Origin of the sequence: Pararhizobium qamdonense, assembly GCF_029277445.1 — a bacterium.
Lineage (GTDB): Bacteria > Pseudomonadota > Alphaproteobacteria > Rhizobiales > Rhizobiaceae > Pararhizobium > Pararhizobium qamdonense.
On sequence record NZ_CP119567.1, the window covers coordinates 522,000 to 546,456 of the forward strand.

The 24,457-nt window shown below is 60.8% G+C and carries 20 protein-coding genes; 4 read left to right on the forward strand and 16 right to left on the reverse strand.

All coding sequences use genetic code 11. The features are described 5' to 3' along the window. Positions 1-29: 29 nt before the first annotated feature. Positions 30-1,415, reverse strand: coding sequence for an aminotransferase (locus PYR65_RS23660; RefSeq protein WP_276121801.1), 1,386 nt, complete (start codon positions 1,413-1,415; stop codon positions 30-32). A gap of 188 nt (positions 1,416-1,603) precedes the next feature. Between PYR65_RS23660 and PYR65_RS23665 the strand changes: the two genes are divergently transcribed. Then, a complete protein-coding gene (locus tag PYR65_RS23665; protein ID WP_276121192.1) occupies positions 1,604-2,641 on the forward strand; it encodes an AraC family transcriptional regulator in 1,038 nt (345 codons plus the stop codon). 27 nt (positions 2,642-2,668) lie between these two features. Here PYR65_RS23665 and PYR65_RS23670 read toward each other — a convergent pair whose 3' ends face one another. The 7 genes from PYR65_RS23670 to PYR65_RS23700 all read right to left on the reverse strand — a co-directional run bounded on the left by PYR65_RS23670 (position 2,669) and on the right by PYR65_RS23700 (position 12,022). Then, the gene (locus tag PYR65_RS23670) at positions 2,669-4,498 is read right to left on the reverse strand and encodes an ABC transporter ATP-binding protein (protein WP_276121194.1); all 1,830 of its coding nucleotides are present in this window, start codon (positions 4,496-4,498) and stop codon (positions 2,669-2,671) included. A 92-nt stretch (positions 4,499-4,590) separates the two neighbouring features. Continuing rightward, on the reverse strand, positions 4,591-6,375 hold the full coding sequence (locus PYR65_RS23675) for a gamma-glutamyltransferase family protein (RefSeq protein ID WP_276121196.1): 1,785 nt from the start codon (positions 6,373-6,375) through the stop codon (positions 4,591-4,593). Positions 6,376-6,396: 21 nt separating this feature from the next. Beyond that, positions 6,397-7,272 carry an ABC transporter permease gene (locus PYR65_RS23680; RefSeq protein WP_276121198.1) on the reverse strand — a complete coding sequence of 292 codons (876 nt, stop codon included), beginning with the start codon at positions 7,270-7,272 and terminating at the stop codon, positions 6,397-6,399. Beyond that, positions 7,269-8,216: an ABC transporter permease gene (locus tag PYR65_RS23685; protein ID WP_276121199.1), complete on the reverse strand. Its 948-nt coding sequence runs from the start codon at positions 8,214-8,216 to the stop codon at positions 7,269-7,271. The genes PYR65_RS23680 and PYR65_RS23685 overlap by 4 nt, the downstream gene beginning before the upstream one ends. Positions 8,217-8,297: 81 nt before the next feature. Then, on the reverse strand, positions 8,298-9,809 hold the full coding sequence (locus PYR65_RS23690; RefSeq protein WP_276121201.1) for an ABC transporter substrate-binding protein: 1,512 nt from the start codon (positions 9,807-9,809) through the stop codon (positions 8,298-8,300). Between the two features lie 70 nt (positions 9,810-9,879). Continuing rightward, positions 9,880-10,605, reverse strand: coding sequence for a FadR/GntR family transcriptional regulator (locus tag PYR65_RS23695; RefSeq protein ID WP_276121203.1), 726 nt, complete (start codon positions 10,603-10,605; stop codon positions 9,880-9,882). Positions 10,606-10,933: 328 nt separating this feature from the next. Then, on the reverse strand, positions 10,934-12,022 hold the full coding sequence (locus PYR65_RS23700) for a citrate synthase/methylcitrate synthase (RefSeq protein ID WP_276121205.1): 1,089 nt from the start codon (positions 12,020-12,022) through the stop codon (positions 10,934-10,936). 73 nt (positions 12,023-12,095) lie between these two features. Between PYR65_RS23700 and PYR65_RS23705 the strand changes: the two genes are divergently transcribed. Next, positions 12,096-13,226, forward strand: a complete 1,131-nt coding sequence (locus tag PYR65_RS23705) for a citrate/2-methylcitrate synthase (RefSeq protein ID WP_276121206.1) — start codon at positions 12,096-12,098, stop codon at positions 13,224-13,226. 58 nt (positions 13,227-13,284) lie between these two features. Here PYR65_RS23705 and PYR65_RS23710 read toward each other — a convergent pair whose 3' ends face one another. Further along, complete coding sequence (locus tag PYR65_RS23710; protein ID WP_276121207.1) at positions 13,285-14,634, reverse strand: sensor histidine kinase; 1,350 nt, start codon at positions 14,632-14,634, stop codon at positions 13,285-13,287. Continuing rightward, positions 14,631-15,293 (reverse strand): response regulator transcription factor, encoded by a 663-nt coding sequence (locus tag PYR65_RS23715; RefSeq protein ID WP_276121208.1) that lies wholly within the window; start codon positions 15,291-15,293, stop codon positions 14,631-14,633. The genes PYR65_RS23710 and PYR65_RS23715 overlap by 4 nt, the downstream gene beginning before the upstream one ends. Positions 15,294-15,430: 137 nt before the next feature. Between PYR65_RS23715 and PYR65_RS23720 the strand changes: the two genes are divergently transcribed. Further along, positions 15,431-15,949: a hypothetical protein gene (locus PYR65_RS23720; protein WP_276121209.1), complete on the forward strand. Its 519-nt coding sequence runs from the start codon at positions 15,431-15,433 to the stop codon at positions 15,947-15,949. Positions 15,950-16,021: 72 nt separating this feature from the next. On the opposite strand, the gene PYR65_RS23725 is transcribed toward PYR65_RS23720, so the two are convergent. The 5 genes from PYR65_RS23725 to PYR65_RS23745 are packed head-to-tail and all read right to left on the reverse strand — an operon-like array spanning position 16,022 to position 20,991. After that, the gene (locus PYR65_RS23725) at positions 16,022-17,086 is read right to left on the reverse strand and encodes a DUF2218 domain-containing protein (RefSeq protein ID WP_276121210.1); all 1,065 of its coding nucleotides are present in this window, start codon (positions 17,084-17,086) and stop codon (positions 16,022-16,024) included. After that, entirely contained in the window at positions 17,083-17,919 is an 837-nt protein-coding gene (locus PYR65_RS23730) for an ABC transporter ATP-binding protein (RefSeq protein WP_276121212.1), read from the reverse strand. The genes PYR65_RS23725 and PYR65_RS23730 overlap by 4 nt, the downstream gene beginning before the upstream one ends. After that, positions 17,916-18,956 (reverse strand): FecCD family ABC transporter permease, encoded by a 1,041-nt coding sequence (locus PYR65_RS23735; protein ID WP_276121213.1) that lies wholly within the window; start codon positions 18,954-18,956, stop codon positions 17,916-17,918. The genes PYR65_RS23730 and PYR65_RS23735 overlap by 4 nt, the downstream gene beginning before the upstream one ends. Continuing rightward, positions 18,953-19,999, reverse strand: a complete 1,047-nt coding sequence (locus tag PYR65_RS23740) for a FecCD family ABC transporter permease (RefSeq protein WP_276121215.1) — start codon at positions 19,997-19,999, stop codon at positions 18,953-18,955. The genes PYR65_RS23735 and PYR65_RS23740 overlap by 4 nt, the downstream gene beginning before the upstream one ends. Next, positions 19,996-20,991, reverse strand: a complete 996-nt coding sequence (locus tag PYR65_RS23745; protein WP_276121216.1) for an iron-siderophore ABC transporter substrate-binding protein — start codon at positions 20,989-20,991, stop codon at positions 19,996-19,998. The genes PYR65_RS23740 and PYR65_RS23745 overlap by 4 nt, the downstream gene beginning before the upstream one ends. Before the next feature lie 307 nt (positions 20,992-21,298). On the opposite strand from PYR65_RS23745, the gene PYR65_RS23750 reads away from it, so the two are divergent. Then, entirely contained in the window at positions 21,299-23,431 is a 2,133-nt protein-coding gene (locus PYR65_RS23750; protein ID WP_276121217.1) for a TonB-dependent siderophore receptor, read from the forward strand. A 40-nt stretch (positions 23,432-23,471) separates the two neighbouring features. Here the strand turns inward: PYR65_RS23750 and PYR65_RS23755 are convergent, their stop codons facing one another. Next, on the reverse strand, positions 23,472-24,362 hold the full coding sequence (locus PYR65_RS23755; RefSeq protein ID WP_276121218.1) for a helix-turn-helix domain-containing protein: 891 nt from the start codon (positions 24,360-24,362) through the stop codon (positions 23,472-23,474). Positions 24,363-24,457 lie beyond the last annotated feature (95 nt).

The window sequence follows — 24,457 nt, forward strand, 5'->3', positions numbered from 1 at the left end:
CGGGCGCGTAACGCGCCTCCGGCGCATCCCTATCCGTTAAAGACACCCTCTGCGGTCAACTCCGCCTCCAGCAGATCGAGCGCCTTGGCAATGGCTGCGATGATCACGTCGATATCCTGTTCCTCGATGATCAGCGGCGGGGCGATGCAGAGGGAATCGCCGAGGGACCGCAGGATGACGCCTTGTGCGCGGACCAGATCGGACAGGCGCAATGCTGCTTTCACGGATTTGGCAAAGGGTTCCTTGCTCTCTTTGTCGCAGACGAGCTCGATAGCTGCCATCAGGCCCATGCCGCGCGCCTCGCCCACCAGCGGGTGGTTCTCGAATGCCTTGATTTTCCGTTGGAAGCCCGGCGCGAGCGTGCGGACGTGACCGAGAATATCGTCTTCCTGATAGATGCGCAGCGTCTCGAGCGCGACCGCGGCAGATACCGGGTGGCCGCCATAGGTATAGCCGTGCCCGAAACCGTTCAGCCGGTGTGTCTCATCGGCAATCACCTGATAGACATCATCGCTGATCAGGAGAGCCGAAATCGGCAGGTAGGCGGAGGACAGGCCTTTTGCGCAGGTCAGCATGTCCGGCTTGATGCCGAAGGCATCAGAGCCCCAATAATGGCCGGTGCGGCCGAAACCACAGATCACCTCGTCGACCGCCAAAAGCACGTCATGCTGTTTCAAGACGGCCTGGATCTTGTCGAAATAGGTTGCCGGCGGCACGACGACACCGCCCGTGCCCATTACAGGCTCGGCGAAGAATGCGGCGACCGTATCGGCGCCTTCGCGCGTGATCATGTCGTCCAGCTCCTGCGCCAGGCGCGTGGCGAAGGTCTCTTCGGTTTCGCCGGGCAGTCCGTCGCGGTAAAAATGCGGGCAGGATACGTGAAGAAAGCCCGGAAGCGGCAGTCCCCACTGGACATGCATGTTTGTGAGGCCGGTCAGGCTGGCGGAACCGATGGTCGTGCCATGATAGGCGCGCATGCGGCTGATGATCTTGCGCTTTTCCGGCTTGCCGCGTGCGGCGTTGTAGTACCAGGCAAACTTGATGGCCGAATCCGTCGCCTCGGAGCCGGATGCAAAAAATATCGCCTTGGAAAGCGGCTCTGGCGCATTTTTAAGCAGCGCTTCGGCGAGATCGATCACCGGCTCGCTGGTGCGATGGGCGAAATTCTGGATATAGGGCAGTTCCAGCATCTGTTTGTAGGCGGCGTCGGCCAGGCGTTTCTCGCTGAAACCGAGCGATGTGCACCAAAGCCCGGCCATGCCCTCCAAAAACCGGTTTCCCGCCGTATCGGTCACATAAACACCGTCGCCCTTGCGGGCGATGGCAGGACCCGTCTGCTCGTGCAGGCGCGCATCCGTTTGAGGATGTAGTTGAAACTTGATGTCCCTGGCAAAAGGAGAGTTGATGGCGTCCACGATCGGATACTCCTGCTTTTCACATTCCCACGATTTGGCGGGATCTGATGACAGCCATCTAGCGACAGAGGCGGCGTTCAATTCCTTGCAAATCACGACAGATTCATTGCAATACGTGACGCGTGATCGGACCCTTGGCATGCGGCTTGCTTTTTCATAGGCTGAAATACACCTGCCCTGGACCGCCCATGAAAACCGTCCCCACCATCCGCGTGCATCTTCTGAGGCTTTTCGTTGAAACGCTGATGAAGCGGCAGATCGATCATGAGAGCTTTTTGAAGCGCCACGGTCTCCGGCTTGCCGATACCTATGACGCCTATAGGCGCATGCCTTTGCCGCAATACATCCTGTTTCAGGAGGAAATGGCCGACATTCTGGGCGATGCGACCCTTGGCCTGCGGCTTGGGGCAGAAGCCATCGACTACACGCCCGGTTCGTTCAGCCTCATCATCAACGCCGCCAGCAGCCTTGGCGATGCGCTGGTGGCGTTTTCCAGCTATGCGCGCGCCATGAACGAAGGCTGGAGCCTGACGCTCATCGCCGGGGAGCGCGGCGCCGAGTTCACCTACGAATATGAAGGCGGCGACTGGTCCGCTTCCGTGCAGGATGTGGACTATTCCGTGGCCAATATCTGCGGGCAGATCCGCCGCCGCATGGGGCCCGGATGGGCACCGCTGGAAGTGCATTTCCGCCATGCGGGGCAGATGCGCCGGCAATATGAAGCCGTGCTTGGCTGCCCGGTTTATTTCGAGCAGAAAAGCAATTGCATCGTCGTGGCACATGACGATCTGAAGCGCCAGGTCGGTGGCGCCAATCCCGCCATGCGCAGTTTTATCGACAGCCAGATGCGGCATCTGGAAAATGAAATGCCGGCCGATGACCGCACGTCCGACAAGGTCCGCCGGGTGATCATGCAGAAACTCGGCTCGCAAAAAGTCAGCCTTGAACGGGTGTCGAAAGAACTGGGCCTTTCCGCCCGCAGTCTCCAGCGCAGACTGGCGGAGGAAGGCGTCGGTTTCCGTGAATTGATCACCGGCCAGCGCCGCCTGATTGCCGAAAGCCTTTTGACGCGCGCAAGGCGTGGCGCCATCACCGGCATCGCGCTCAGCGCCGGCTATTCCGACGCCGCCGTCCTGTCGCGCGCCTTCAGAGGCTGGACCGGCGAATCCCCACGCGATTTCGTCAAGCGGCGAAAGCGGGATACCGCTGGCGAGACGATGCCGTAATAGGTTTTGGCACGACCAATGTGGCCGTCACATCAAGACCAGATGGCCAGGCGACACGTTGCGGTAGGATCGCTCTGGCGACAGGTAGCCCTTTGGACGGACCGGGCTTTTCAGTTCGTCTGTGGCTGCATTGCGCAACAGGCCCCGGCGTGCGGGATCGGGCACGGGAACTGCCGCCATCAGCCTCTTGGTGTAGGGATGTTGCGGGTTGGAAAAGATCGAGGCGCGTGGACCGATCTCGACGATCTCGCCAAGATACATCACCGCCACGCGGTGGCTGACGCGTTCCACGACCGCCATGTCGTGCGAGATGAACAGGAACGCGATCTTGAACTGTTCCTGCAGATCGAGCAGCAGATTGCACACCTGCGCCTTGATCGACACATCCAGCGCCGACACGCTTTCATCGGCGATGATCACCTTGGGATTGAGCGCCAAGGCGCGGGCGATGGCGACGCGCTGGCGTTGACCGCCGGAGAATTCATGCGGATAACGGTCCATCATCGCGGCAGACAGACCAACACGCTCCATGAGATCGGCGGTCTTCTGTTTTGCGTCCGCCGATGATGCGATGCCGTGCTTGATCATCGGCTCGGCCACGGCCGAACCCACCGTCATGCGCGGATTGAGGCTTGAGAACGGGTCCTGAAAAATCATCTGGACGCTGCGGCGCATGGTGCGCAGCGCCACCGGATCAAGCTTGAGGACATCATAGCCATCCAGCGTCACCTGGCCGCTGCGCGGTTCCACCAGACGCGCGATGGAGCGGCCGGTCGTCGATTTTCCGCAGCCGGATTCTCCAACGAGAGACAGCGTCTCGCCCTGAAACAGATCAAACGAGATATTTTCGACCGCATGCACCGCCCCGCTCGTGCGGCCAAACAGGCCGGAACGGATATCGAAGCGGGTGACGAGGTTTTTCACCGACAGAACGGGCGTCATGCCTTTTTCCACGGTGTCGGACACTTCCTTTGACGCGGAAATTACGCCGCTGGCCATGTCGACACGCGGAAAACGCAAGGGCCAGTCACGCCCCTCCATCGAGCCGAGCTTAGGGACGGCTGCAAGCAAGGCGCGGGTATAGGGATGGTGTCCGCGATAGAAGATATCGGCGGTCTCCCCGGTTTCCACCTGGTCACCACGGAACATCACGATCGTGCGGTCGGCGATTTCGGCCACCACACCCATGTCATGGGTGATGAAGAGTACGGCCATGCCATCCTCCTCCTGCAACTGCTTTATCAGGTCGAGGATCTGCCCCTGGATGGTCACATCGAGCGCGGTTGTCGGCTCATCGGCAATCAACAGTTTTGGCTTGGATGCCAGCGCCATGGCGATCATGACGCGCTGACGCATGCCGCCCGAAAACTGATGCGGATATTCATCAAACCGGCCCAGTGCATTGGGAATGCGGACCTTTTCCAGAAGCCTGATGGTTTCTGCCCGCGCCTCGGCCTTGTCCATGCCCTTGTGGCGCGTCAGCACTTCGGAAATCTGCCGGCCGATGGTGAAGACAGGGTTGAGCGACGTCATTGGCTCCTGGAAGATCATCGCGACGTCATTGCCGCGCACGCCGCGCATCTCCTTTTCGCTGAGGCTGAGAATATCGCGGCCGCCGAGCAGCACCTTGCCGTCGATCCGGCTGGAACGCGGATCCAGAAGACGCATGAGGGAGAGCGATGTGACGCTCTTGCCCGATCCGCTTTCGCCGACAATGGCAACCGTTTCGCCTGCCTTGACGTCGAACGAGAGTTTCCGCACGACAGTTTTCCATTCGCCGTCCACCAGAAACGAGGTGGTCAGATCGTCAACGGAAAGGACGGCTTCATGCGGCGGTGTCTTCACAGTATTGCTCATATTATGTTCCCCGGCATCTGACTGATTTTGGCCGTAGGCCAAGGGGAAATGTCCCCTCGCCGCTCGCCCGGCTTCCAGATCATTCTTACGTGCTACCTTCCAACGGCGTAGGCCTGCATCAGGCGTGGCGTGGCGGCGGCCCTCAGAAGACCGCCGGCGTCGCGCCGGGCGGCAGTCAGGCGGCCGACTGTCCAGGGGTCGGCATCCGAAATGTCATGTCCGCGTGCCCTGAGATCGGAAAGTGCGGTCTCGCCAATGCTGCGCTCGATCATTACATTGCCCGGCTGACGCGTTCGTGGATAGAACGAGCCGGGGAAATGGGTGGTGTGGAACAGCGGCAGGTCGATCGCCTGCTGCAAATTCATGCCGAAATGCGCGTAGCGCAGGAAAAAGGCCAGCTGCCACTGGTCCTGCTGGTCACCGCCCGGCGTTCCGAAAGCAAGCGTCGGCCTGCCCTCGAACAGAGCAAGAGCGGGCGTCAGCGTCGTGCGCGGCCGTTTTCCCGGGGCAAGCGATGTCGGCAGGCCCGGCTTCATCCAGAACATCTGCGCCCGCGAATTGAGGCAGAACCCCAGGCCCGGCACGATCGGAGACGACTGCAGCCAGCCGCCCGAAGGCGTGACCGACACCATGTTGCCTTCGCGGTCGATGACGTCGATATGCACGGTATCGCCGCGCTTTTCGGTAAGGTGCGACATGGTCGGCTCGTAGACCGGACCGACGCCTGCCATGGAATTGAGCATGTCCATCGTCAGGTCATGCTGCGCTTCAAAACCGGGAATGCGACCGGGGCGCAGGTCCATCGATGCCTTGCCGGTGATCAGTTTGCGCCGCTCGTCATTGTACGCGTCCGAGAGCAGGGTCTGGACCGGTATCTGCGAAAACTCCGGATCGCCATAATAGACTTCGCGGTCGGCATAGGACAGTTTCATCGCTTCCACGACCGTATGCACGAAATCCACGCCAACGGGGTCCATCGAGCCGACATCGATGCCCTTCAACAACGCCAGGGATTGCAGAAGAACCGGTCCCTGCCCCCATGGTCCTGTCTTCGCAACCGTCCAGCCATGATAGTCATAGGTGGTGGGTTCTTCGATCGTTGCCGTCCAATTGGCCATGTCTTCGCCCGTCAGCACGCCCTTGTGGCGGCTGCCGCTGGCATCCATGACCTCTGCAGTCTTGAGATAATCGCTGATCGCCTCGGCAACAAAGCCGCGATAAAACGCGTCTCGCGCCGCATCGATGCCGGCCTCACGGCCGGGTTTGGCTTCCGCTTCCGCGATGATGCGTTTCCAGGTCTGCGCCAGGACCGGGTTCTTGAAATTGGAAAGCGGCGCAGGTGCGACGCCGCCCGGCAGCCAGGTCTCAAAGGAGGTCGGCCATTCCTTCTCAAAAAACTCGGCCAGTCCCGCAATGGTCGCCGATACACGCGCCAGAATGGGATGTCCCTGTTCGAGATAGTAGATAGCGGGCTCAAGCACGTCGCGCACGGTCATGGTGCCATAGTCACGCAGCATCAGCATCCAGCCATCGAAGGAACCGGGAATGACGGTGGAAAGCAGGCCGTCTCCCGGAATGAGATCGATGCCCTCGGCGGTGTAATGTTCGATCGTGGCGCCAGCAGGGGCCGTCCCCTGCGCACAGATGACCTCGATCTTGTCCTTCTTTTTCGAATAGATCACGGTCGGCATATCGCCGCCCGGTCCATTCAGGTGCGGCTCCAGAACCTGAAGCACAAAGCCGGTGGCAACCGCCGCATCGAAGGCATTGCCGCCTTTTTCGAGAATGCTCATACCCACGGCCGAGCCGATCCAATGTGTCGATGTCACGACGCCGAACGTACCCAGAATTTCAGGGCGGGTGGTGAATGTGGTCATTGTTGTATCCTTTGGGAATTCTCAGTTTTCGCGGGGATCGAGCGCATCGCGCAGGCCGTCGCCCAAGAGATTGAAGCCGATGACGACGAGGAAGATGGCAGCGCCCGGCCACATCGCCATCCAGGGCGCCTGGGTGAGGAAATTCTTGGCGACGTTCAGCATTGAGCCCCAGCTGGGCGCCGGTGCCTGCTGGCCAAGGCCAAGGAAGGAAAGGCTCGCCTCGGCGATGATGGCAGTTGCGACCGTCAGCGTTGCCTGCACGATGATCGGCGGCACGATGTTCGGCAGGATGTAGCGCAGCATGATATCGCCATGCCCTAGCCCGATCGAGCGTGCGCCTTCGATATAGTCCTCGGTCTTGACGGACAGAACCTGCGACCGCGTCAGCCGCACGAAGATCGGCATGGCGGACAGGCCGATGGCGATCATCGCGTTCGTCAGGCTCGGCCCCAGAAACGCAGCCAGCGCAATTGCCATGATCAGGAACGGCATGGCGAGAAACGCCTCGGTTACGCGGGAGATCACCTGATCAACCCAGCCTCCGAAATAGCCGGAAATCAGTCCGAAGGGCACGCCGGCGGCGACCGCGATGGCAACCGAGATGACGCCGGCCATCAGCGACGCCTGCGAGCCCCAGATCATGCGGGAGAGGACGTCGCGGCCGATATCGTCGGTACCCAGCCAGTGTGCAGCCGAGGGAGCCTTGCGAATGGCGCCCCAGCTGGTGGCGAGTGGATCGGCCAAGGGCAGAAGTGGCGCTGCCATCGCCAGAAGCGTGAAAAAGGCGATGATGACCAGACCGGCAATCGCGCTGCGATTGCGCTTCATCTTTTTCCAGGCGCGGTTTTCGCGCGCCTTCGGTTTTTCGGCTGCAAAGGCCGTTGCGGACGCGCTCATATGGCAGCCCTCATGCGGGGATTGAGAAGAACAGTGACGACATCCGCCATCAGGTTCATGAGGATAAACCCGACTGCCGTGCACAGCACGACGCCCTGCACCACCGCGTAATCCCGGTTGAACACCGCATCGACAATCAGCTTGCCGAAGCCGGGAATGGTAAAGATCTGTTCGGTAAGTACGGCGCCCGCGAGCAGTTCGCCAAACAACAGTGCCGTCAGCGTGATGATCGGCAAAAGCGCATTGCGGAAGGCGTGGCTGAGCACCACTTCACGGGTTGAAAGCCCCTTTGCCCGTGCCGTGCGGATATAATCGGATTTCATCACCGACAGCATCGATGAGCGTGTATGCCGCATCAGCGTTGCCGCCAGTCCCGTGCCAAGAACGAAGGATGGCATGATCATCGTCTTCAAGGATTGCACGGGATCGACGAGGAACGATTCGTAGCCGGACGCCGGAAGCCAGCCGAGTTGAACCGAAACCAGCAGGATGAGCATGATGCCAAGCCAGAAATTCGGAATGGATAGCCCCGAAAGGGCGACGATATTGGCCAGATAATCAACCCATGTGTTCTGCTTTACCGCCGCCAGAATGCCCATGGGCACGCCGATGATGAAGGCAAAGACCATGGACATGGCTGCGAGCTGAATGGTCACGGGCAGTTTCTCGGCCACCAGTTCCAGAACCGGCTGGTTGGCGCGGAGCGACATGCCGAAATCACCCTGGAGCACCGCGCCCAGCCAATAGGCATACTGGTACACGACCGGTTCGTTCATCCGGTATTTTTCGCGCAGGAGTTCGATGACCGCGGGATCGCGTTCTTCACCCGCCATGGCAAGGATGGGGTCTCCCGGAAGAAGTTTCTGCAGGGAAAAAACGAAAACAGATATGATCAACAGCGTCGGTATCGCTACCAGAAGCCGCTTGGCGATATACAAATACATGAACGCGGGTCCTTATACGGGCATAGGTTCCGGACGGCAGGACGCATCCAAGGATGCATCCTGCCAACGCATGCGCCTCAATCAGCCGCCGTTCTTGACGCCTGTCAGGCGGATCATGCCGTCGCCGGAGGGTGTGAAGCCCGTGATCTTCTTGGAATAGCCGTAGAGATAGGCCTGATGGCCGAGATAGATGAGCGGCAATTCATCATTGAGAATCGTCACCGCCGCATCGTACTTCGCCTTGCGCACCGCACTGTCCGTCGAGCCGCGGGCCTCGTTCAAGAGCGTATCGACCTGCGGATTGCAATATTTGGTGTCGTTGATGCCGCCCTTGCAGGTGACGAACTGGTGGACATTCCCATCCGGATCGGAGCGGCCGGACCAATCGGAACGGGACAGGACATAGTTGCCGGCCGTCTGCTCGGATATCAGCGTCGCGAATTCGGTTGCCTTGAGCTTGACGTCGAAACCGGCCTCGGCAGCCATGGACTGGATGACCTGCATCATCTGTGTCTGCGTGGTATTGTTGGCGTGCTGCAGCTCGATCTCGAATGTCTCGTAACCGGCTTCCTTCATCAACTGCTTGGCCTTGACGATGTCGCGGGCGGGAACAGGAATATCCTTGTTGTACCAGGGGCTGGACGGAGACCAGGGCTGGTTGCCAGCCATCGCCGTGCCTTCGAAAACGACCTGATTGATCGCTTCACGGTCGATGGAGAGCGAAAATGCCTGGCGCAGGCGCTTGTCCTTGCCGAACGGAGTGTCGGCCGCCGGACTGTTGGCGATATTGGCATAGAGGGCCATGTAGCCCGGACCAATGGTTTCGCCGTAATTGAGGTTCGGGTCTGCCTTGACCGATGCAGCATCGGAGGCCGAGATGCGCTCGGCAAGATCGAGATCACCGGCGCTGAGGTTGGCGAGACGCACCGTGGTGTCCGGGATCGGCAGGAACGTCACCTTGTCGATGAAGATGTTGTCCTTGTTCCAGTAATCGTCAAATTTCTCCAGAACGATACGATCCTGCTGGATGCGCTCCACGAATTTGAAGGCGCCGGAGCAAGCCGGCTTGGTGCTGAAATTGGCGCCGAGTTCTTTTCCAGCCGCCGGCGAGATCATCATTCCAGCGCGGTCGGAAAGCTGCGCAAGCAGGCTGGCATCGGGCCTCTTCAGCGTGAATTTGATCTGGTAGTCGCCGGTCGCCTCGACCTTTGCCACTGAGGCAAGCTCGCTCTTGCGGCGCGATTCCGGCAACGTCATGTTGCGATCGATATTGTAGACCACGGCCTCGGCGTTGAACGGTGTGCCATCATGGAAAACCACGCCTTCGCGCAGATCCATGGTCAGCGTGCTGCCATTGTCGCCCCACGCCCATTGGGTGGCGAGCTGCGGAACGATGGCGAGTTTATTGTCGAGATCGAGCAGCTTGTCGCAAAGGCTGGTATAGACGATACGGCCAGCGAATGTCACGGATTGCGCAGGATCGAGAATGTCGGGATCATCCATGATGCCGATGCGCAAATCGGCAGAGAGAGCTGGCGTGGCCAATACAGTGCCGGCGAGAAAAAGTGCTGAAATTGCTGTCAGTCGCTTCATTATATCTGTTCCTCTGGTGGTTATCTGAACACGCCGGTTTTCCGGTCTTTGTTCTGGGCTGCGCCCTGGCTCAAATGGTCTTCGTCTCCTTGGTGGGGTCCTGCCGGTCTGGAATGTCCATCGATGTCTGGCGGATCAACCGCTCCTGCAATGTCAGCAGGTGATCGCGCATGGCTTCGCCGGCGCGCGCGGGGTCCCGCGATGCGATGGCCTCGATGATTTCCGTGTGCTGATCGCGCGATTCACTCAGCTTCTTGTCGAGCTTTCGGGCCTTGTCGCGCACCGACTGCCAAGCCGGATCCTGCCGGATCCGGTTGATGATATCGAAGAGCGACAGAAAAAGCTGATTGCCTGCGGTCTGCGCGATCAGACGATGCAGCGCGCCATCCCAAAGCTCCCGCCAATCGGCATCGGTGCGCTCGTAGATCTTGTCGCGCAGCCCCCGCATGCGCTCGAGATCGGAGTCCTTGGCCCGCATGGCCGCCAGTTGCGCCAGTTGCGGCTCTATCCGCAGGCGCACTTCCATGATTTCCATGAAATTGGTTCCGGGCACCAGGCTGGCCACCTGATCGCTCCAGTTATCCGGCTTCTGACCCAGGAACGTGCCCGCCCCCTGCTTTCGCCAAATCAGCCCTTCGGCCTCCAAAACCTCAAGGGCACGCCTGATTTCCCGCCTTCCGACGCCAAAACGTTCGGAAAGAGCCCGTTCTGTCGGCAGTTTTCCATCCGTGAACAGCGTCGTGACACGCAAAAGCTCCCGCAGCCGCTCCAACGCGTAATGCGAATTTTCCGGCATTTTATGATCAGAATTCTGGTCCAATGGTTCACACCAATTTATGATTGGTTCAGTGAAACAAGTTCCTATGCGGCCGTCAAGCCACTTTTTGGGCAGTACCTAAAATTGCCAACAGAAGAGGCAACGGCGTTGCGAGGGCAATTTTGTTGAGGCTGTGTGTTGAATGTCCGGAAGACTGAGTTGGGGCCTCTCAGCCAATACCTATCCGCCCGACAGCGAGCAGATTGTGTTGTGAAGCCTTTCGCCGGTGCGGGCTTATGTGACGCCAGCTCGCCCGCCGTTGCAGCAAGCACCTTAAAGGCCTTGCTGCAACGGACATCCCATCGCTTCACGCTGCCTTTGGCAGCGGCCCGACGTAAACGGAGCGCGGACGGATGAGGCGGCCTTCGAGCGACTGCTCGCGGGCATGGGCGATCCAGCCGATCGTGCGGCCGATGGCAAACACGCCGGTGAAGGCGTCACGCGGGAATGTCAGCGCGTCGAGGAGGAGTGCGGTGTAGAACTCCACGTTGACGTCGAGAGGACGGCCGGGCTTGCGTTCTTTCAGGATGGCGAGCGCGCTCTGTTCGACGGCTTCCGCCAGACCGATACGGTCACGATCGACCTGACCGGCGGCAATCATCTGCGTCAAAGCGCCTTTCAGAGCATCGGCGCGCGGATCGCGGACGCGGTAGATCCGGTGCCCGAAGCCCATCAGCCGCTCGCCGCGATCCAAAGCCCGCCCGAGCCATCTTGCGGCGTTGTCCTTTGTCCCAACAGCATCCAGCATATCGAGCACAGGGCCAGGCGCACCTCCGTGCAGCGGTCCCTTCAAGGCGCTGAGTGCGGCCACAACGGAGGAAGTCAGGCCGGCCTTCGTGGAGGCAATCACCCGTGAGGCGAAGGTCGAAGCGTTGAGGCCGTGATCGGAAATCGTCACCAGATAGGTATCGAGCGCGGCCACCTGAACTGCGCCCGGCACAGCCGCGCTAAGCATGGTGAGGATATCGGCGGACTGGGAGAGCGATGGTGTTGGCGCGATCGGCGTTTCGCCTCTCTTCAAGCGCAGGATTGCAGGGAGGAAAACGGCGGGTGCGGCAAGCAGGCGAAGCGCCGTGTCGAGATCATCTCCGTCCGCAAGCCGGGCAATCAGCGCGCGCATGATATCAACCGGCGGCAGGTGCAGCAGGTCATCATCGATGGCGCCGATATGGGAAAAAACCTCTTTGCGCATCTGCCCAAGCCGCAGGCACAGGCTGTCCCTGTCCAGCCTCTCCTCCAGCAAACCGTCGAGCAGGAGAAGAGCAACATCCTCGTAGCGTGCATATTCGACAAGGCGGTCAAGCGAAACGCCGCGAATAACCAGCTGCCCGGCCTCGCCATTGACATCGGACAGCTGCGTTTCGGCGGCGACGACGTCTTCAAGTCCATTTTTCATCTCTATGTCTCCTTTACGCCAGCGATGATCCGGCCTAGCGTCATTGACGTCAATCTTGATGAAATCGATCAATATGAAGACACTCTGGATCACGACAGACGACGCTCTCGCAAGGCTCGGCACCAAGCCGCAGACGCTCTACGCCAATGTCAGCCGCGGGCGCATCCGCGCCAAGCCCGACCCTACCGATCCCCGCCGCAGCCTTTATCATGCCGATGATGTCCAGCGCTTGGCTGAGCGCCATTCGGGACGGCGGCATACGGCTGCGGTGGCGGCGCAGGCGATCCGATGGGGTGATCCGGTTCTGCCGACGACGATATCGAGCATCGCCGGCGGCAGGCTGCTGTATCGCGGCCGCGACGCGGCCGACCTCTCCAGCGCGGCGGCATTGGAGGATATCGCGATATTGCTCTGGGAAACGCCTGGCGTGGTGGTCAAGGCTTTCGGTTGCGAGATGACGGGAAAATCGAGGCTGGCTGCGGCTCTTGGAGATCTCGCCGCGCGCGTTGCAGACGATTTGCCAGCACTGGGCCGCAATCCGGCGGTTTTGCGGACCGAGGCTGCGGACGTGCTGTCAACCGTGGCAGCGGGACTGGCGCCATGGCCGGACCCCATACCGCTGCATGAACGCCTGGCCTTGGGATGGCAGCGGCCGGACGCGGCAGAGCCCATCCGCAAATCCCTGGTGCTTGCCGCAGAACATGAGTTGAACGTGTCTGCCTTTGCCGCACGCGTCACGGCGTCTTCGGGAGCCGCGCTTTCAGCTGCGGCGCTTTCAGGGCTTGCAACGCTTACCGGCCCCCGGCATGGCGGCGCCTGGCTGAGTGTCACGCGGCTTGCCGGGCAGGCCGGCTCGATCGGGGTGCGTGAGGCGATCCGGGCCATGCTCTCCTCGGAAGGGGCCGTCAGGGCCTTTGGCCACCAGCTCTATCCGCATGGCGATCCGCGCGCCAAAATCATCCTGGAAAGTTTCGAGGTCCCGGCACTCTATGGCCTGCTCGCCAAGGCAGGCGAAGACCTTCTCGGCGAACCACCCAATATCGATTTTGCTCTCGCCGCACTGGCGGCAACCTTCGATCTTCCGCAGGAAGCTCCGCTGGTGATCTTTGCCCTGTCGCGCACGGTCGGCTGGCTGGCCCATGCCATGGAACAGGTGGAGAGCGGCCAGCTCATTCGCCCAAGGGCCAGCTATGCGGGGTCATAGCAACGCGATAATGGCGGCCGCCATCGCGATGATCCCCCTTCCGAACCCGACAGGCCCGTCAGGCGGCTTGGAGTTCGATCGTCACTTTAAGTCCCTGGCCTTGCGCGCCCTCAAGACGCAACGAGCCGCCATAGAGGCTGACGAGGTCCTGGCTGACGGAAAGGCCGAAACCATGTCCGGGGACGGTTTCATCCAGGCGCTGACCGGGCTGCAGGACCCTGCTCATGGCGTGTTGCGGAATTCCTTCGCCATCGTCGGTAATGGTGATCACGGCTTTTCCATTGTTTTTGACTGCTGTGACGGCGACACTGGTGGACGCCCATTTGAACGCGTTGTCGATCAGATTTCCCGCCAGTTCGTCGAAATCCTGCTCCTCACATGCCGCCACCAGATCCGGCTCCACGGAAAATGACAGGCTGATGCGGCGTTCGCGGTAGATCTTGTCCATGATGCCGGTGAGATCGCTGAGGTGCGACCCGACATCGGTGCGCGACCGGCCGTGTCCCGCGCCGGCATCAGCGCGGGCGCGGCCGAGATGATGGCGAATGCGGGTGTCGATCTGGCCGGTCAGATTTTGCAGCGCACCCGTCGGATCCCGCCCGGCTTCGCTCAGCGCCAAGGAAAGGCTGGCCAGTGGCGTCTTCAGGCTATGGGCCATATTTGCAAGCGACAGGCGCGCGCTTGCCAGGCGCTCTTCGTTTTCGCTAATCAGCGCATTCAATTCGGCAACGACGGGCATCAGTTCCGCCGGTTGCGCTGTTGGCACGCGCGCGCTGGCGCCGGACCGGACGTCCTGAAGCGACAGGCGCAGTTTCCGAAGTGGGCTAAGACCGACGCGGATCTGCAGAAGCGTGGCAAAGATCAATCCCAGGCCGAGAATGCCGATCGATGGCAAAAGCCAGACCAGTGCCCGCGTCAGGGGTCCGGAGATCGCGGCGGCAGGCGCCGATACATTAACGGTGACCGGCCTTCCCTGCAGTTGCGATGTCACGGTGATGACATGGAGGGAACGCCCGTTGGAATCACTGGTGTCAGTCGCGGTGGGCCTGTTGGAAAAAAGATGCCGCCAGTCGAACGGCGGCGGCGGAACCTTGAGGCTGCCGCCTGCCAATGAGCGGGATTGCAGCGTCTGGTCTGCCCCGTCGATCTGCCAGTACCATCCCGACCCACGGCGATCAAAGGGCGGCCCGTCAAGGCCGGGCACAATCGACATCTGGCCACCGGCGTCGATGGACAGTGCCGCAACCAGGGATGACGCCTGCGCTTGCAGCCGCTGATCGACCTGATCGGAAACGACCTGATGCAGGATAAAGGTCAGGACCACGCCCGCGACCACAAGTGCTGCCGTCACAAACAGGACGGCGGACAACAGCAGGCGGCCAGCAATGGTGGTCGGTGCAAGTCTCATGGGTCGCCCCGCAACAGGTATCCCCGGCCCCTCACCGTCTCGATCATGGCTGCACCGATCTTGCGGCGAAGCCGGGTGATGATCACCTCCATCGAATTGGACTCGACCTCGACATCCCCTTCATAAATGCGCTCCATCAGTTCGCGGCGATCGACGACGATGTTTTTGCGCAGGATCAGGCAGGACAGGACCCGCCATTCCAACGCGGTCAGTTTCAACGGCAGGCCATCGAGCTCGAACGTGCCAAGCTGGGCGTCGAATGCGAGACCGTTGCAGGAAATCCTTGCGCTGCCATGGCCGGCCGCGCGCCGCACAAGTGCGCGCAGCCGCATCACCAGTTCCTCGACCTTGAACGGCTTGGTCAGGTAATCGTCGGCGCCCGCCTTGAAACTTTCCACCTTGTCCGACCAGCCGTCGCGGGCGGTTAAAACCAGAACCGGAATATTGCGTCCCGCGTCGCGCCAGAGTTTGAGCACCGAAACGCCATCCAGTTTGGGCAGGCCGAGGTCAAGCACCGCGGCGTCAAAGGCCTCTGTCGATCCGAGATGCGCGCCGTCCTCGCCATTGACAGCCACATCGACGGCAAAGTTTTCGGCGCGAAGGGCTTTTCCAATCCGCTCGGCCAAATCCCTGTCGTCCTCGACCAGCAATATCCGCATCGATACATTTTCCTTCAGGCGGCTGGAACCGCTGCTCAATATCCCGTTTCAGCTTAACTCAACCTGAACCGCGTGGTTCAGGTTGAGTTTCGGCCGCGATGTTAAAACTGCAAGGGTCAAACAGAAGGAGTTTTAACATGCCTATCGAACATACCAATGAAACAGCCGCCACGCCGCTGCCGCAGGACGGCTCTGCTCCACACACAAAGACGCACAAGGCACCACCGCGTGGCCGTCACTTTGCAGCCACCGCGATTGCCGGCATCGCCCTGCTTGGTTTCGGCGCCGTCGCCGGGGCTGGCGCCATTGCGATGGTACGCCCAAACGCCGAAATGGCGCCGATGACGCCGGTGGCGATCTCAACGATGCCGGACTGGGGCCTGGTCACGGTCAAAGGCAAGGTTGTCGAGATTTTTGGCAACAAGTTCGTCGTCGAGGATCAGAGCGGACGGGCGCTGGTCGAAACCGGACCATCCGGCGAAGGCGGGAAACTGGTCGCCAAGGACGAGACCGTCAGCGTTCAGGGCCGTTTCGAAAACGGCTTCATCCATGCGACATACCTGACGCGCGCAGATGGAAAGATCGAGGCGCTCGGCCCGGCCGGCGGCCCGCCGCACGGCAAGATGCCAGGCTGGCTGCGCCACGTCGCTGGCTGACCGGCCTATCGGCAACATCATCTCCGGCACGATACGTTGCCGGAGATCTGGCAAGCCAGACGATGTGGGGCTCTAGTTTTCAATGCGCTCCCAATACCAGGCGACGTACATTTTCCGGTGATCGTGCTTGCGCCCTTTGAGGATCGAGCGAATGGCACGGATGTCCGTCTTTTCGCAGGCCGCCCAGATGAACGTTTCCGCATCGCTCAACGCGATTGCATCTGTGGCTTGTGACAACAGAGCGCGATCGCGGCGATCCGGATAATCGTACCGGTGCAGCCAGCTGACCTCCAGCGTTCCATCGGTTGGAAGCGGCTGCTCTTCCGCCGCATTCTCGACTTCGATGATCGCGCGCATCTGCGTGCCCGCAGGGATTTCGGCGGCGATACGGGCGATGGCCGGCAGCGCACTTTCGTCGCCGATCAGAAGGATGGACTGTGCGGATGGCAGACCGCCGCCGCCTGGGCCCAGAAGGGCCGCCCTGTCTCCAATTTGGGCGTCGCGCGCGAAATCGGCACCTGGCGTGGATATGCCCGGCATCGGATGCTGCAGGAAGTCGATCCAGATTTCCCCGCGCTCGATATCGACGGTGCGGATCGTGTAGACCCGAACGAGGAGTTCGTCGTCTCCTTCCGGCCATGCGATACGCCCATCCTCGCGAAAGCCCGGCCAGACCGGTGGCCTGCCCTTGGGCGGAACCAGCAGGCGAACATGCATATCGCCACCGGCGAAAGGCGTGATGTCAGCGCAGGAAAAGATGACCCGGCGCATGTGCGGGGTTACATCTTCAGCGGAAACCACTGTTATTTCGTGGAGATTCGGCAGGGCCGGCAAGGATGATAGCGGCGTCCAGGTCAGCTCCAACGGCTCTTCGCCGGCAAAGTAGAAAAGATGTTCCGCGATATCGGTACGGGCCGCCTGAAGCGCTTCCAGCGTCGGACAATCCAGCTCGATCAGCAATGTCCCCTTGTCTGCACGAATTCTGACGATGCTGGTCTTGCTTCGCAAAATCGCCCGATCTCTGTTCCGCTCGACGTCGGCATGCTCGATGAAATGCTCGCAGATCTCGTCCAGCATATGATCGGTACTCGCGGGGATGGCGATGCCCGAAAGCTTGAATGATGGAATGGCATTCATAGGCGCGTCTCCTTTTGCGCCATCGCGGGCGCATTGCTGGCCATCCGGTGGCGGCCGATCGGCAACATGATCGGCCGGGCGGAAATGGGATCGATCATGATGCGGCTTTCCAATCCGAAGACCTGCCGGACCATCTCCTGCGTCAGCACATCTTCCGGCGTGCCGAAGGCGTGAACGCGCCCGTCCGCCATGGCGACGAGATAGTCCGCATAGCGTGCCGCCAGATTGAGATCATGCAGAACCATGACCACCGTCGTGCCGCGCGCCTGGTTCAAATCCGTCAGGAGATCGAGCACCTCGATCTGGTGATTGATGTCGAGGAAGGTCGTGGGCTCGTCGAGCAGCAGGATGTCGGTGTCCTGGGCGAGCGCCATGGCGATCCAGACGCGCTGGCGCTGGCCTCCGGAAAGCTCATCGACCGGCCGCTCGGCAAGATCGAAGGTTTTGGTGGCTGCAAGCGCGCTGTCCACGGCTTCATCGTCCTGCCGCGTCCAGCGGGAAAACAGGCTCTGGTGCGGGTGCCGCCCGCGGCTGACGAGATCGGCAACGGCAATCCCTTCCGGCGCCACCGGTGACTGCGGCAAAAGACCCAATGTCCGGGCAAGTTCCCGCGAGGGCGTGTGGTGGATGGACTTGCCATCCAGCAGCACCTGTCCCTGTTTGGGCGAAATGAGACGCGACATGGTGCGCAGCAGCGTGGACTTGCCGCAGGCATTGGCGCCGACGATCACGGTGATCTTTCCCGGAGGGATCGTCAGGTCGAGATCCCACAGGATTTCCCGGTCGTCATAGCCAGCCGAAAGCCCGCTGGCGGCGAGGGAATGAACAGTCACAACGAGCCTCCTGTCCGGTTGACGCGGACGATCAGGAAAATCAGGTAGGGCGCACCCAGCGCGCCGGTCACCACGCCGACCGGATAGCGGCTCGGCAAGAGAAGCTGACCGGCATAATCGCCGGCAAGCACGAGAATGGCGCCGACCAGCGCCGATGGCAGAAGCAGGGATCCATTGTTGCGCACGATGCGCGCCGCAATCGGCCCGGAGAGGAAAGCCACGAAGGCGATCGGTCCGGTGACTGCCGTTGCAGTCGCGATCATGCCGACGGCCGAGACGATGACCAGCATGCGGGTTCTGGCGACCCGGACCCCGAGAGCGGCGGCGGTATCGTCACCCAGTTGCAATGTTTCGAGATCGCGGGTGCGGCTGAGCAGAAGCCCGCCGAACACAGCGAGAGCGAGAAGAAGCGGCAGCGCCTGCGAAAGCTGCGCGCCGTTGACGCTGCCTGTCAGCCAGCGCATCGCCTCCTGCAGGCTCCATGCGGGCGCAGACGACAGGATGTAGGCGATTACGCTCTGCAGCATGGCCGACACGCCGATCCCGACGAGGATGAGGCGCGTGCCGGCAATACCGTTGCGGAACGACAGCCCGTAGACAAGCACGGCGACGAAGAGGCCTGCGGCAACGGCGAGGATGGAGACCATCGGCCCGGTCATCGACAGGACAACGATGGCGAATACGGCGGCGGCCCCGGCGCCCGAGGTGATGCCGATAATGTCGGGGCTGGCCAGCGGATTGCGCAGCATGATCTGGAATGCAACACCGCCCAACCCGAAACACATGCCGGCAAGGATCGACAGGATAGCGCGCGGCAAGCGCAACTGGCCGACGGTAAAAGATGTGCCGGGCACGTCCTCTCCGAGCAGCACGCGGATGACGTCCAGGGGCGGCGTGAACGTTTGCCCAAGCGACAGGGTGATCCCGAACACGGCGAGGACGAGGGCAAACAGCACGGCGAGCTGGACGGCGTGCCTGCCCGCGCGGCGGCGGCGGTTGGCGATAAGGACGTCGATTGTCGGTGAGAATACGGTCACAGTTCCCTCACCCGCTGGCGCCGGACGATCCAGATGAAGAACGGAGCACCGATCAGCGCTGTGACGATCCCGACATCGATCTCGCCGGGCCGGGCGGCGATCCGCCCGAGGACGTCGGCGCCGAGCAGCAGGCAAGCACCGCCCAAAGTGGAAAACGGCAGCAGCCAGCGATGATCGACGCCGATCAGCGTCCGGCAAAGATGCGGCACCACCAGTCCCAGAAAGCCGATCGGCCCGCACACGGCGGTCGTTGCGCCGCACAGAAGGATGGCGCCGAGCGCGGCGACCGCGCGCGCTACGGCAACCCGCTCACCGAGACCGGCGGCCAGTTCGTCGCCCAGAGCCAGGGAATTCAACTTTCGTGCAGACAAAAGGCTGATCGCGAACCCAACCGCAAGAAACGGCAGCACCGGAACAATCCGCCCGTATGTCGCGCCGCCGACGCCGCCGATCTGCCAGGACTGGATACCACCAGCAATATCGCCCCGTGGCAGCACGACGGCGATGGTAAGGGACGCAAAGGCAATCGAGGTGGCGGCACCTGCCAGGGCCAGCTTGAGCGGCGTTGCGCCGCCTCTTCCGAGCGATCCGATCGTATAGACGAAGACAGAAGTGCACCCGGCGCCTGCAATCGCCGTCCAGATATAGGCATGAGCCGAGGACATTCCGAACCAGGCGACGCCGATGACGACAGCGAGCGAAGCGCCCATATTGACGCCGAGAATGCCGGGATCGGCAAGCGGATTGCGGGTGACACCCTGCATGATCGCGCCTGCGAGCCCCAGCGCAGCACCCGCGAGTAAGGCGAGGATGGTGCGCGGGATGCGCAGCGCAACCGCCGCTTGCCCGATATTGTCCTGCGTACCGCCAAGTGCTGCAACGATATCGCTCCATTCGACGTTGCGGGTGCCGATCGTGACCGATAGGGCGAGCAGGAGCGCCAGCACCGCGATGAGCCCCGTCAGCCAAAGGCTTCTCACCCGGTTCGACCGGGTCGCGGACACCCAACGGCGGTCCGATGTCTTGAGGATGCCGGTGGTCATTTCGCCTTCTTGGCCGCCTCGCTGAGAAGCGCCACATAGTCCTTCAGCACCCATCTGATCGAAAGTGGCGTCGGATTTGCCGCGTTTCCGACCGGATTGTTGCCGAGCATGACGAGAGACTGATGCGCGACCGCCGGCATATGCGCGGTCAACGGGTTGGTTCTCAAGGACTCAAACAGCGTCTGGTCGCCGTATGTCACCAGAATATCGACATCGTCGAACGCATCGATCTGTTCGGCACTGACCGAGCCCGCGAATTTTCCGGCTTGCGATGCCGCAAGGACGCTCTTTGGAGACGTCAGCCCCAGATCGGCGAAGAACTTCACCCGCGTGTCGTTGGTGGTGTAGAAATTGATGATGCTGAGATCCGATGCGCTCAGATGGGTGATGAACATGGCCGACTTGCCCTTCAGCTCGGGATGGCCGTCCAGCGTGTTCTTGATGTCGGCTTCGATACCGGCGATCAGCGCATCGCCCTCCGCCTGCATGCCCAGTCCGGCGCTGTTGAACCGGATCATCTCGCGCCAGTCGGTCGACCATGGTGCCTGTGGATAGGCAATGACCGGGGCGATCTGGCTCAGCGTGTCGTAATCCGCCTGGCTGAGGCCGGAATAGGACGCAAGGATCACGTCCGGACGGGTCGCCGCCACAGCCTCGAAATCGATGCCATCGCCCTCGTCGAACAGCACCGGCCTCTCACCCTTGAGTTCCTCCAGCCGCTCCGCCACCCATGGCAGGATGCCATCTGCGCCATCGTCGCCAAAATTGGCGCGCGCCATGCCGACAGGAATGATACCGAGCGCCAAGGGCACCTCATGGTTCGCCCAGGCAACGGTTGCGACCCGCTCCGGTTTCTTCTGAATGACCGTCGTGCCGAAAGCATGCTTGATGCTGATCGGATAGGACACGCTTTCTGCGGCCAGCGCGGATCCCTGCGTGACAATCCAGACACAGGCGACCAATACCTGTGCGCAGAGACGGAACAGTCTCATCGCCATACTCCATTCGACACTATAAGTTGACCTGAACTCTCAGCTTCAATGCGCGGCGTCAACGACAAAGCAGCAACGATGTGGAAACCGCGCATAGATTTCCGTGGGATCCTACAAAACCGGGGAATTGTACAATACTGGATAAAGTCACTCCAGTTAATAGATGCATCGGGGATGATGACATTGAGCGGACACGACGCCGGCGGCTTGATTCGCTCGCGACAGCCGGATGCGATGGTTATCGGCGCCCGAAAACCGTGTCGGCCCCGCCGATCACCAGCAGTTACGTCAGTTTGGATTTAAGAAAATGGACATCGACAGAACAGGCGCCCGGTTACGGCAGGCCCCGATCCGCCATCGCAACGCGCTGCTTTTCGCCTGCACGGCACTTGTCACGCTGATACCATGCTATTCGATTGCCCAGGACGCCACTAGCAGCGCCACGGCGCTGGAGACGCTCACTGTGCAGGCGGGGTCTGGCGCAGGCGTCCTGAACACGGATGACGACTCGCGCTCGATCGTTGCCACGGAAACGACCGGTGCCGGCAAGATGCCGACGGATATCCTGACGGCACCCGCCTCGGTCTCCGTCATCACCTCCAAGGAAATCCAGGAACGCGCCGCCGATACCGTTGAGCAGGTCGTGCAATATACGGCTGGCGTGACCACCGATTTCTACGGCTCGGACGACCGCTATGACTATTTCGACATTCGCGGCTTCACGCCCTACACCTATCGCGACGGTCTGGCGATCGGCCGGACCTTTGCGGGTGTCCGCGAAGAACCCTACGCTTTCGAACGTATCGAGGTCCTGAAGGGCGCCAGTTCCGCAGGTTTCGGCGCAGCCGAACCGGGCGGATCGGTAAACTATGTGACGAAAACACCGAAGAAGGAGCGTTTCGGTGAAGTCTATGGCACCGGCGGCTCGTTTGCGCACAAAGAGCTGGGCTTCGATTTCGGCGACAATTTTACCGAGGACGATACTTTGTCCTACCGTTTGACCGGCAAGTTCCAGCGGTCGGACGCCGAGTACGATAATTCGCAGGATGATGAGAACTTCATCATGGGCGGCCTGACCTGGCGCCCGACCGACGCGACAAGCCTGACATTCGTCTTCGATCATCTCGACAAGGACGGGGTTCCCGGCAGCGGTGGACATCCGCTCGGCACAGATTTCGACCGGGACAAATTCTTCGGCGAACCGGATTATTATTTCAGCGAGACGAACCGCAACACGTATAGCGTCCTGCTCGACCACGATTTCGGCAATGGTCTCAGCTTCCATTCCAATGCCCGCTACAGCAATCTGAATGACGGATTCGGCAGTGCCTATATCGGCAGCACGCCGACAGACGGCTCAACCGAAGCTGGCCGTTATTTCTTCGGCAATGATAAATCGACCGAGCAGTTCATCATTGACGCGCATCTAGTCTACGAGACGAATTTCAACGATGTGGAGAGCCGCACCCTTTTCGGAGCCGACTACAACAAATACGAGTCCGACAGCGACAACTTCTATACATCAGCACCGCCGATCGACTGGGAAAACCCGATCTATTCCGGTGGCCCCGGTTCTCTGGTGCCTTATGCCAGCACGAACAACGACCAGAAGACCAACGGGCTTTATCTGCAGCAGGACTTGACCTTCTTCGACAAGCTTACAGTCAGCGTCGGGCTGCGCAACGATTGGCTCGATCTTAGCGAAACAAATCTTATCGCGGGCTCGACGGTTGCCGGTACCCACAGCGAGTTCACGAAGCGGTTCGGTGTCAGCTACAAGCTGACCGAGGAACTGGTTCCCTATATCAGCTACGCCGAATCTGCGGCGCCGCCCGCCTCAGGCGCCGACCCGACGACCGGAAAGCAGTACGAAGCCGGGATCAAATACCGGCCGGAGGGTTTTCCAGCACTGATCACCGCTTCTATCTACGATCTGACCAAGGGCAATATTACCGTCTTCGATCAGGTGACATACCTGCCGCAGACGGTCGATAAGGTCAGGCATCGCGGTTTCGAACTCGAAGCCAAGGCGGAAGTGACCAACAATATCAATGTCATCGCAGCCTATAGCTATATCGACTCCAAAATCGATGAGCCCGGCGGCGACAATGACGGCAACCGCCTCATGCGCGTGCCCAAGCATCTGGCATCGGTCTGGGGCACCTACACATTGGAAGGCCAGGGCGCACGCGGCGACATGACATTCGGGGTCGGGGCCCGCTATACGGACTCCTACTTCACGAATATCAGCAACACGACATCGTCGCAGAGCGCCGTCGTCTTCGATGCGGCCTTCACCTACAAGATCCAGGAAAACACCACATTTCAGCTGAACGTCAACAATGCGTTCGACGAAAAGCATGTGGCAAGCAAAGACAGCGGCGCGGTTTACTACAATCCCGGCCGCTCGGTTCTGGCCACGCTTCGCCAGACCTGGTGAGACCTCTCTCCCGCCCGCAAACAGCGCTGGCGGGAGATTTTCAGCCCTGTTGCAGCTTGCGCCAAGCGGCGGGTGTTTCGCCGGCAATCTGCCGGAACACCCGTGTCAGATGCGCCTGATCGGAAAAGCCTAGCTGTGCTGCAATGGTCGCCACCGGAAGATCGCCTTCTGCGAGCAGTTGTTTTGCCTGATCGATGCGCTTGGAAAGCTGCCATTGCAGCGGCGATTTTCCGGTCGTTTGCTTGAACACACTGGCAAACCAGCTTTCGGAGAGATCAACCGTTGCAGCCATGTCGGCAATGGTCATCCGGTAGTCGCCACGCTTCTCGATATGGGATTGCAGCTTGTTCATCTGCGCCTGCGTCAACCTGCCGGCGGCTTTCTCGCTGGTCTCTGCGGGAATATCCAGAAGGCCGGCAACAATGCTGCCCACAAGGCTTTCGGCATAGACGGCATGTTTCGAAGGGTTTCTGATTTCGTCGGCGAGCAGTTTTGCCAGCGCTTCGATCGCCGAAACATCCTGCAGTTCCACAGGGCGGCGTATCGCTGTCTGCGCTGCCGAACTGCCGACCGAGGGCATAAGGTAACGGAGCGCCCGGTCCTTGTGCAGATGCAGATTGAGGTGGCTGAAGCGATGCGCGCTCTTGCTGCTGGTCCACATCGGAACCCCGGCCGGCACATAGACGGCCCGCGCCATTGAGCGTGAATTGCGGGTGAAATCGTCATTCCGGTTGGAAATACGGACATTTGACGACACGTCATTGAAGAAAAACATGATCCGCGGGTCGTCGGCCAGATAATAGCCGCTGGCACCCGCCTGACTTTCCGCTTCCCACAGGACGCTGACCAGGCCATCCAACTGGCGCCACTGAACCGGAGCCGCGACCTGAATTCCTTCAGTCTTCCAGGACATTGAATGCCAGAAGCTCATTGGTAGATTGCCCGCCCTTCGAAGCTGCCGGTCCTTCATCAGGCCGGCAGTTCAACGCATCGTGACGATCGCTTGCGCGCCGCATTAAGTTGACA

What these genes read in the sequence shown, in the direction of transcription:
- PYR65_RS23665 (WP_276121192.1), top strand. Translation starts at nt 1,604, where the DNA reads ATGAAAACCGTCCCCACCATCCGCGTGCATCTTCTGAGGCTTTTCGTT.
- PYR65_RS23670 (WP_276121194.1), bottom strand. Translation starts at nt 4,498, where the DNA reads ATGAGCAATACTGTGAAGACACCGCCGCATGAAGCCGTCCTTTCCGTT.
- PYR65_RS23675 (WP_276121196.1), bottom strand. Translation starts at nt 6,375, where the DNA reads ATGACCACATTCACCACCCGCCCTGAAATTCTGGGTACGTTCGGCGTC.
- PYR65_RS23680 (WP_276121198.1), bottom strand. Translation starts at nt 7,272, where the DNA reads ATGAGCGCGTCCGCAACGGCCTTTGCAGCCGAAAAACCGAAGGCGCGC.
- PYR65_RS23685 (WP_276121199.1), bottom strand. Translation starts at nt 8,216, where the DNA reads ATGTATTTGTATATCGCCAAGCGGCTTCTGGTAGCGATACCGACGCTG.
- PYR65_RS23690 (WP_276121201.1), bottom strand. Translation starts at nt 9,809, where the DNA reads ATGAAGCGACTGACAGCAATTTCAGCACTTTTTCTCGCCGGCACTGTA.
- PYR65_RS23695 (WP_276121203.1), bottom strand. Translation starts at nt 10,605, where the DNA reads ATGCCGGAAAATTCGCATTACGCGTTGGAGCGGCTGCGGGAGCTTTTG.
- PYR65_RS23700 (WP_276121205.1), bottom strand. Translation starts at nt 12,022, where the DNA reads ATGAAAAATGGACTTGAAGACGTCGTCGCCGCCGAAACGCAGCTGTCC.
- PYR65_RS23705 (WP_276121206.1), top strand. Translation starts at nt 12,096, where the DNA reads ATGAAGACACTCTGGATCACGACAGACGACGCTCTCGCAAGGCTCGGC.
- PYR65_RS23710 (WP_276121207.1), bottom strand. Translation starts at nt 14,634, where the DNA reads ATGAGACTTGCACCGACCACCATTGCTGGCCGCCTGCTGTTGTCCGCC.
- PYR65_RS23715 (WP_276121208.1), bottom strand. Translation starts at nt 15,293, where the DNA reads ATGCGGATATTGCTGGTCGAGGACGACAGGGATTTGGCCGAGCGGATT.
- PYR65_RS23720 (WP_276121209.1), top strand. Translation starts at nt 15,431, where the DNA reads ATGCCTATCGAACATACCAATGAAACAGCCGCCACGCCGCTGCCGCAG.
- PYR65_RS23725 (WP_276121210.1), bottom strand. Translation starts at nt 17,086, where the DNA reads ATGAATGCCATTCCATCATTCAAGCTTTCGGGCATCGCCATCCCCGCG.
- PYR65_RS23740 (WP_276121215.1), bottom strand. Translation starts at nt 19,999, where the DNA reads ATGACCACCGGCATCCTCAAGACATCGGACCGCCGTTGGGTGTCCGCG.
- PYR65_RS23745 (WP_276121216.1), bottom strand. Translation starts at nt 20,991, where the DNA reads ATGAGACTGTTCCGTCTCTGCGCACAGGTATTGGTCGCCTGTGTCTGG.
- PYR65_RS23750 (WP_276121217.1), top strand. Translation starts at nt 21,299, where the DNA reads ATGGACATCGACAGAACAGGCGCCCGGTTACGGCAGGCCCCGATCCGC.
- PYR65_RS23755 (WP_276121218.1), bottom strand. Translation starts at nt 24,362, where the DNA reads ATGAGCTTCTGGCATTCAATGTCCTGGAAGACTGAAGGAATTCAGGTC.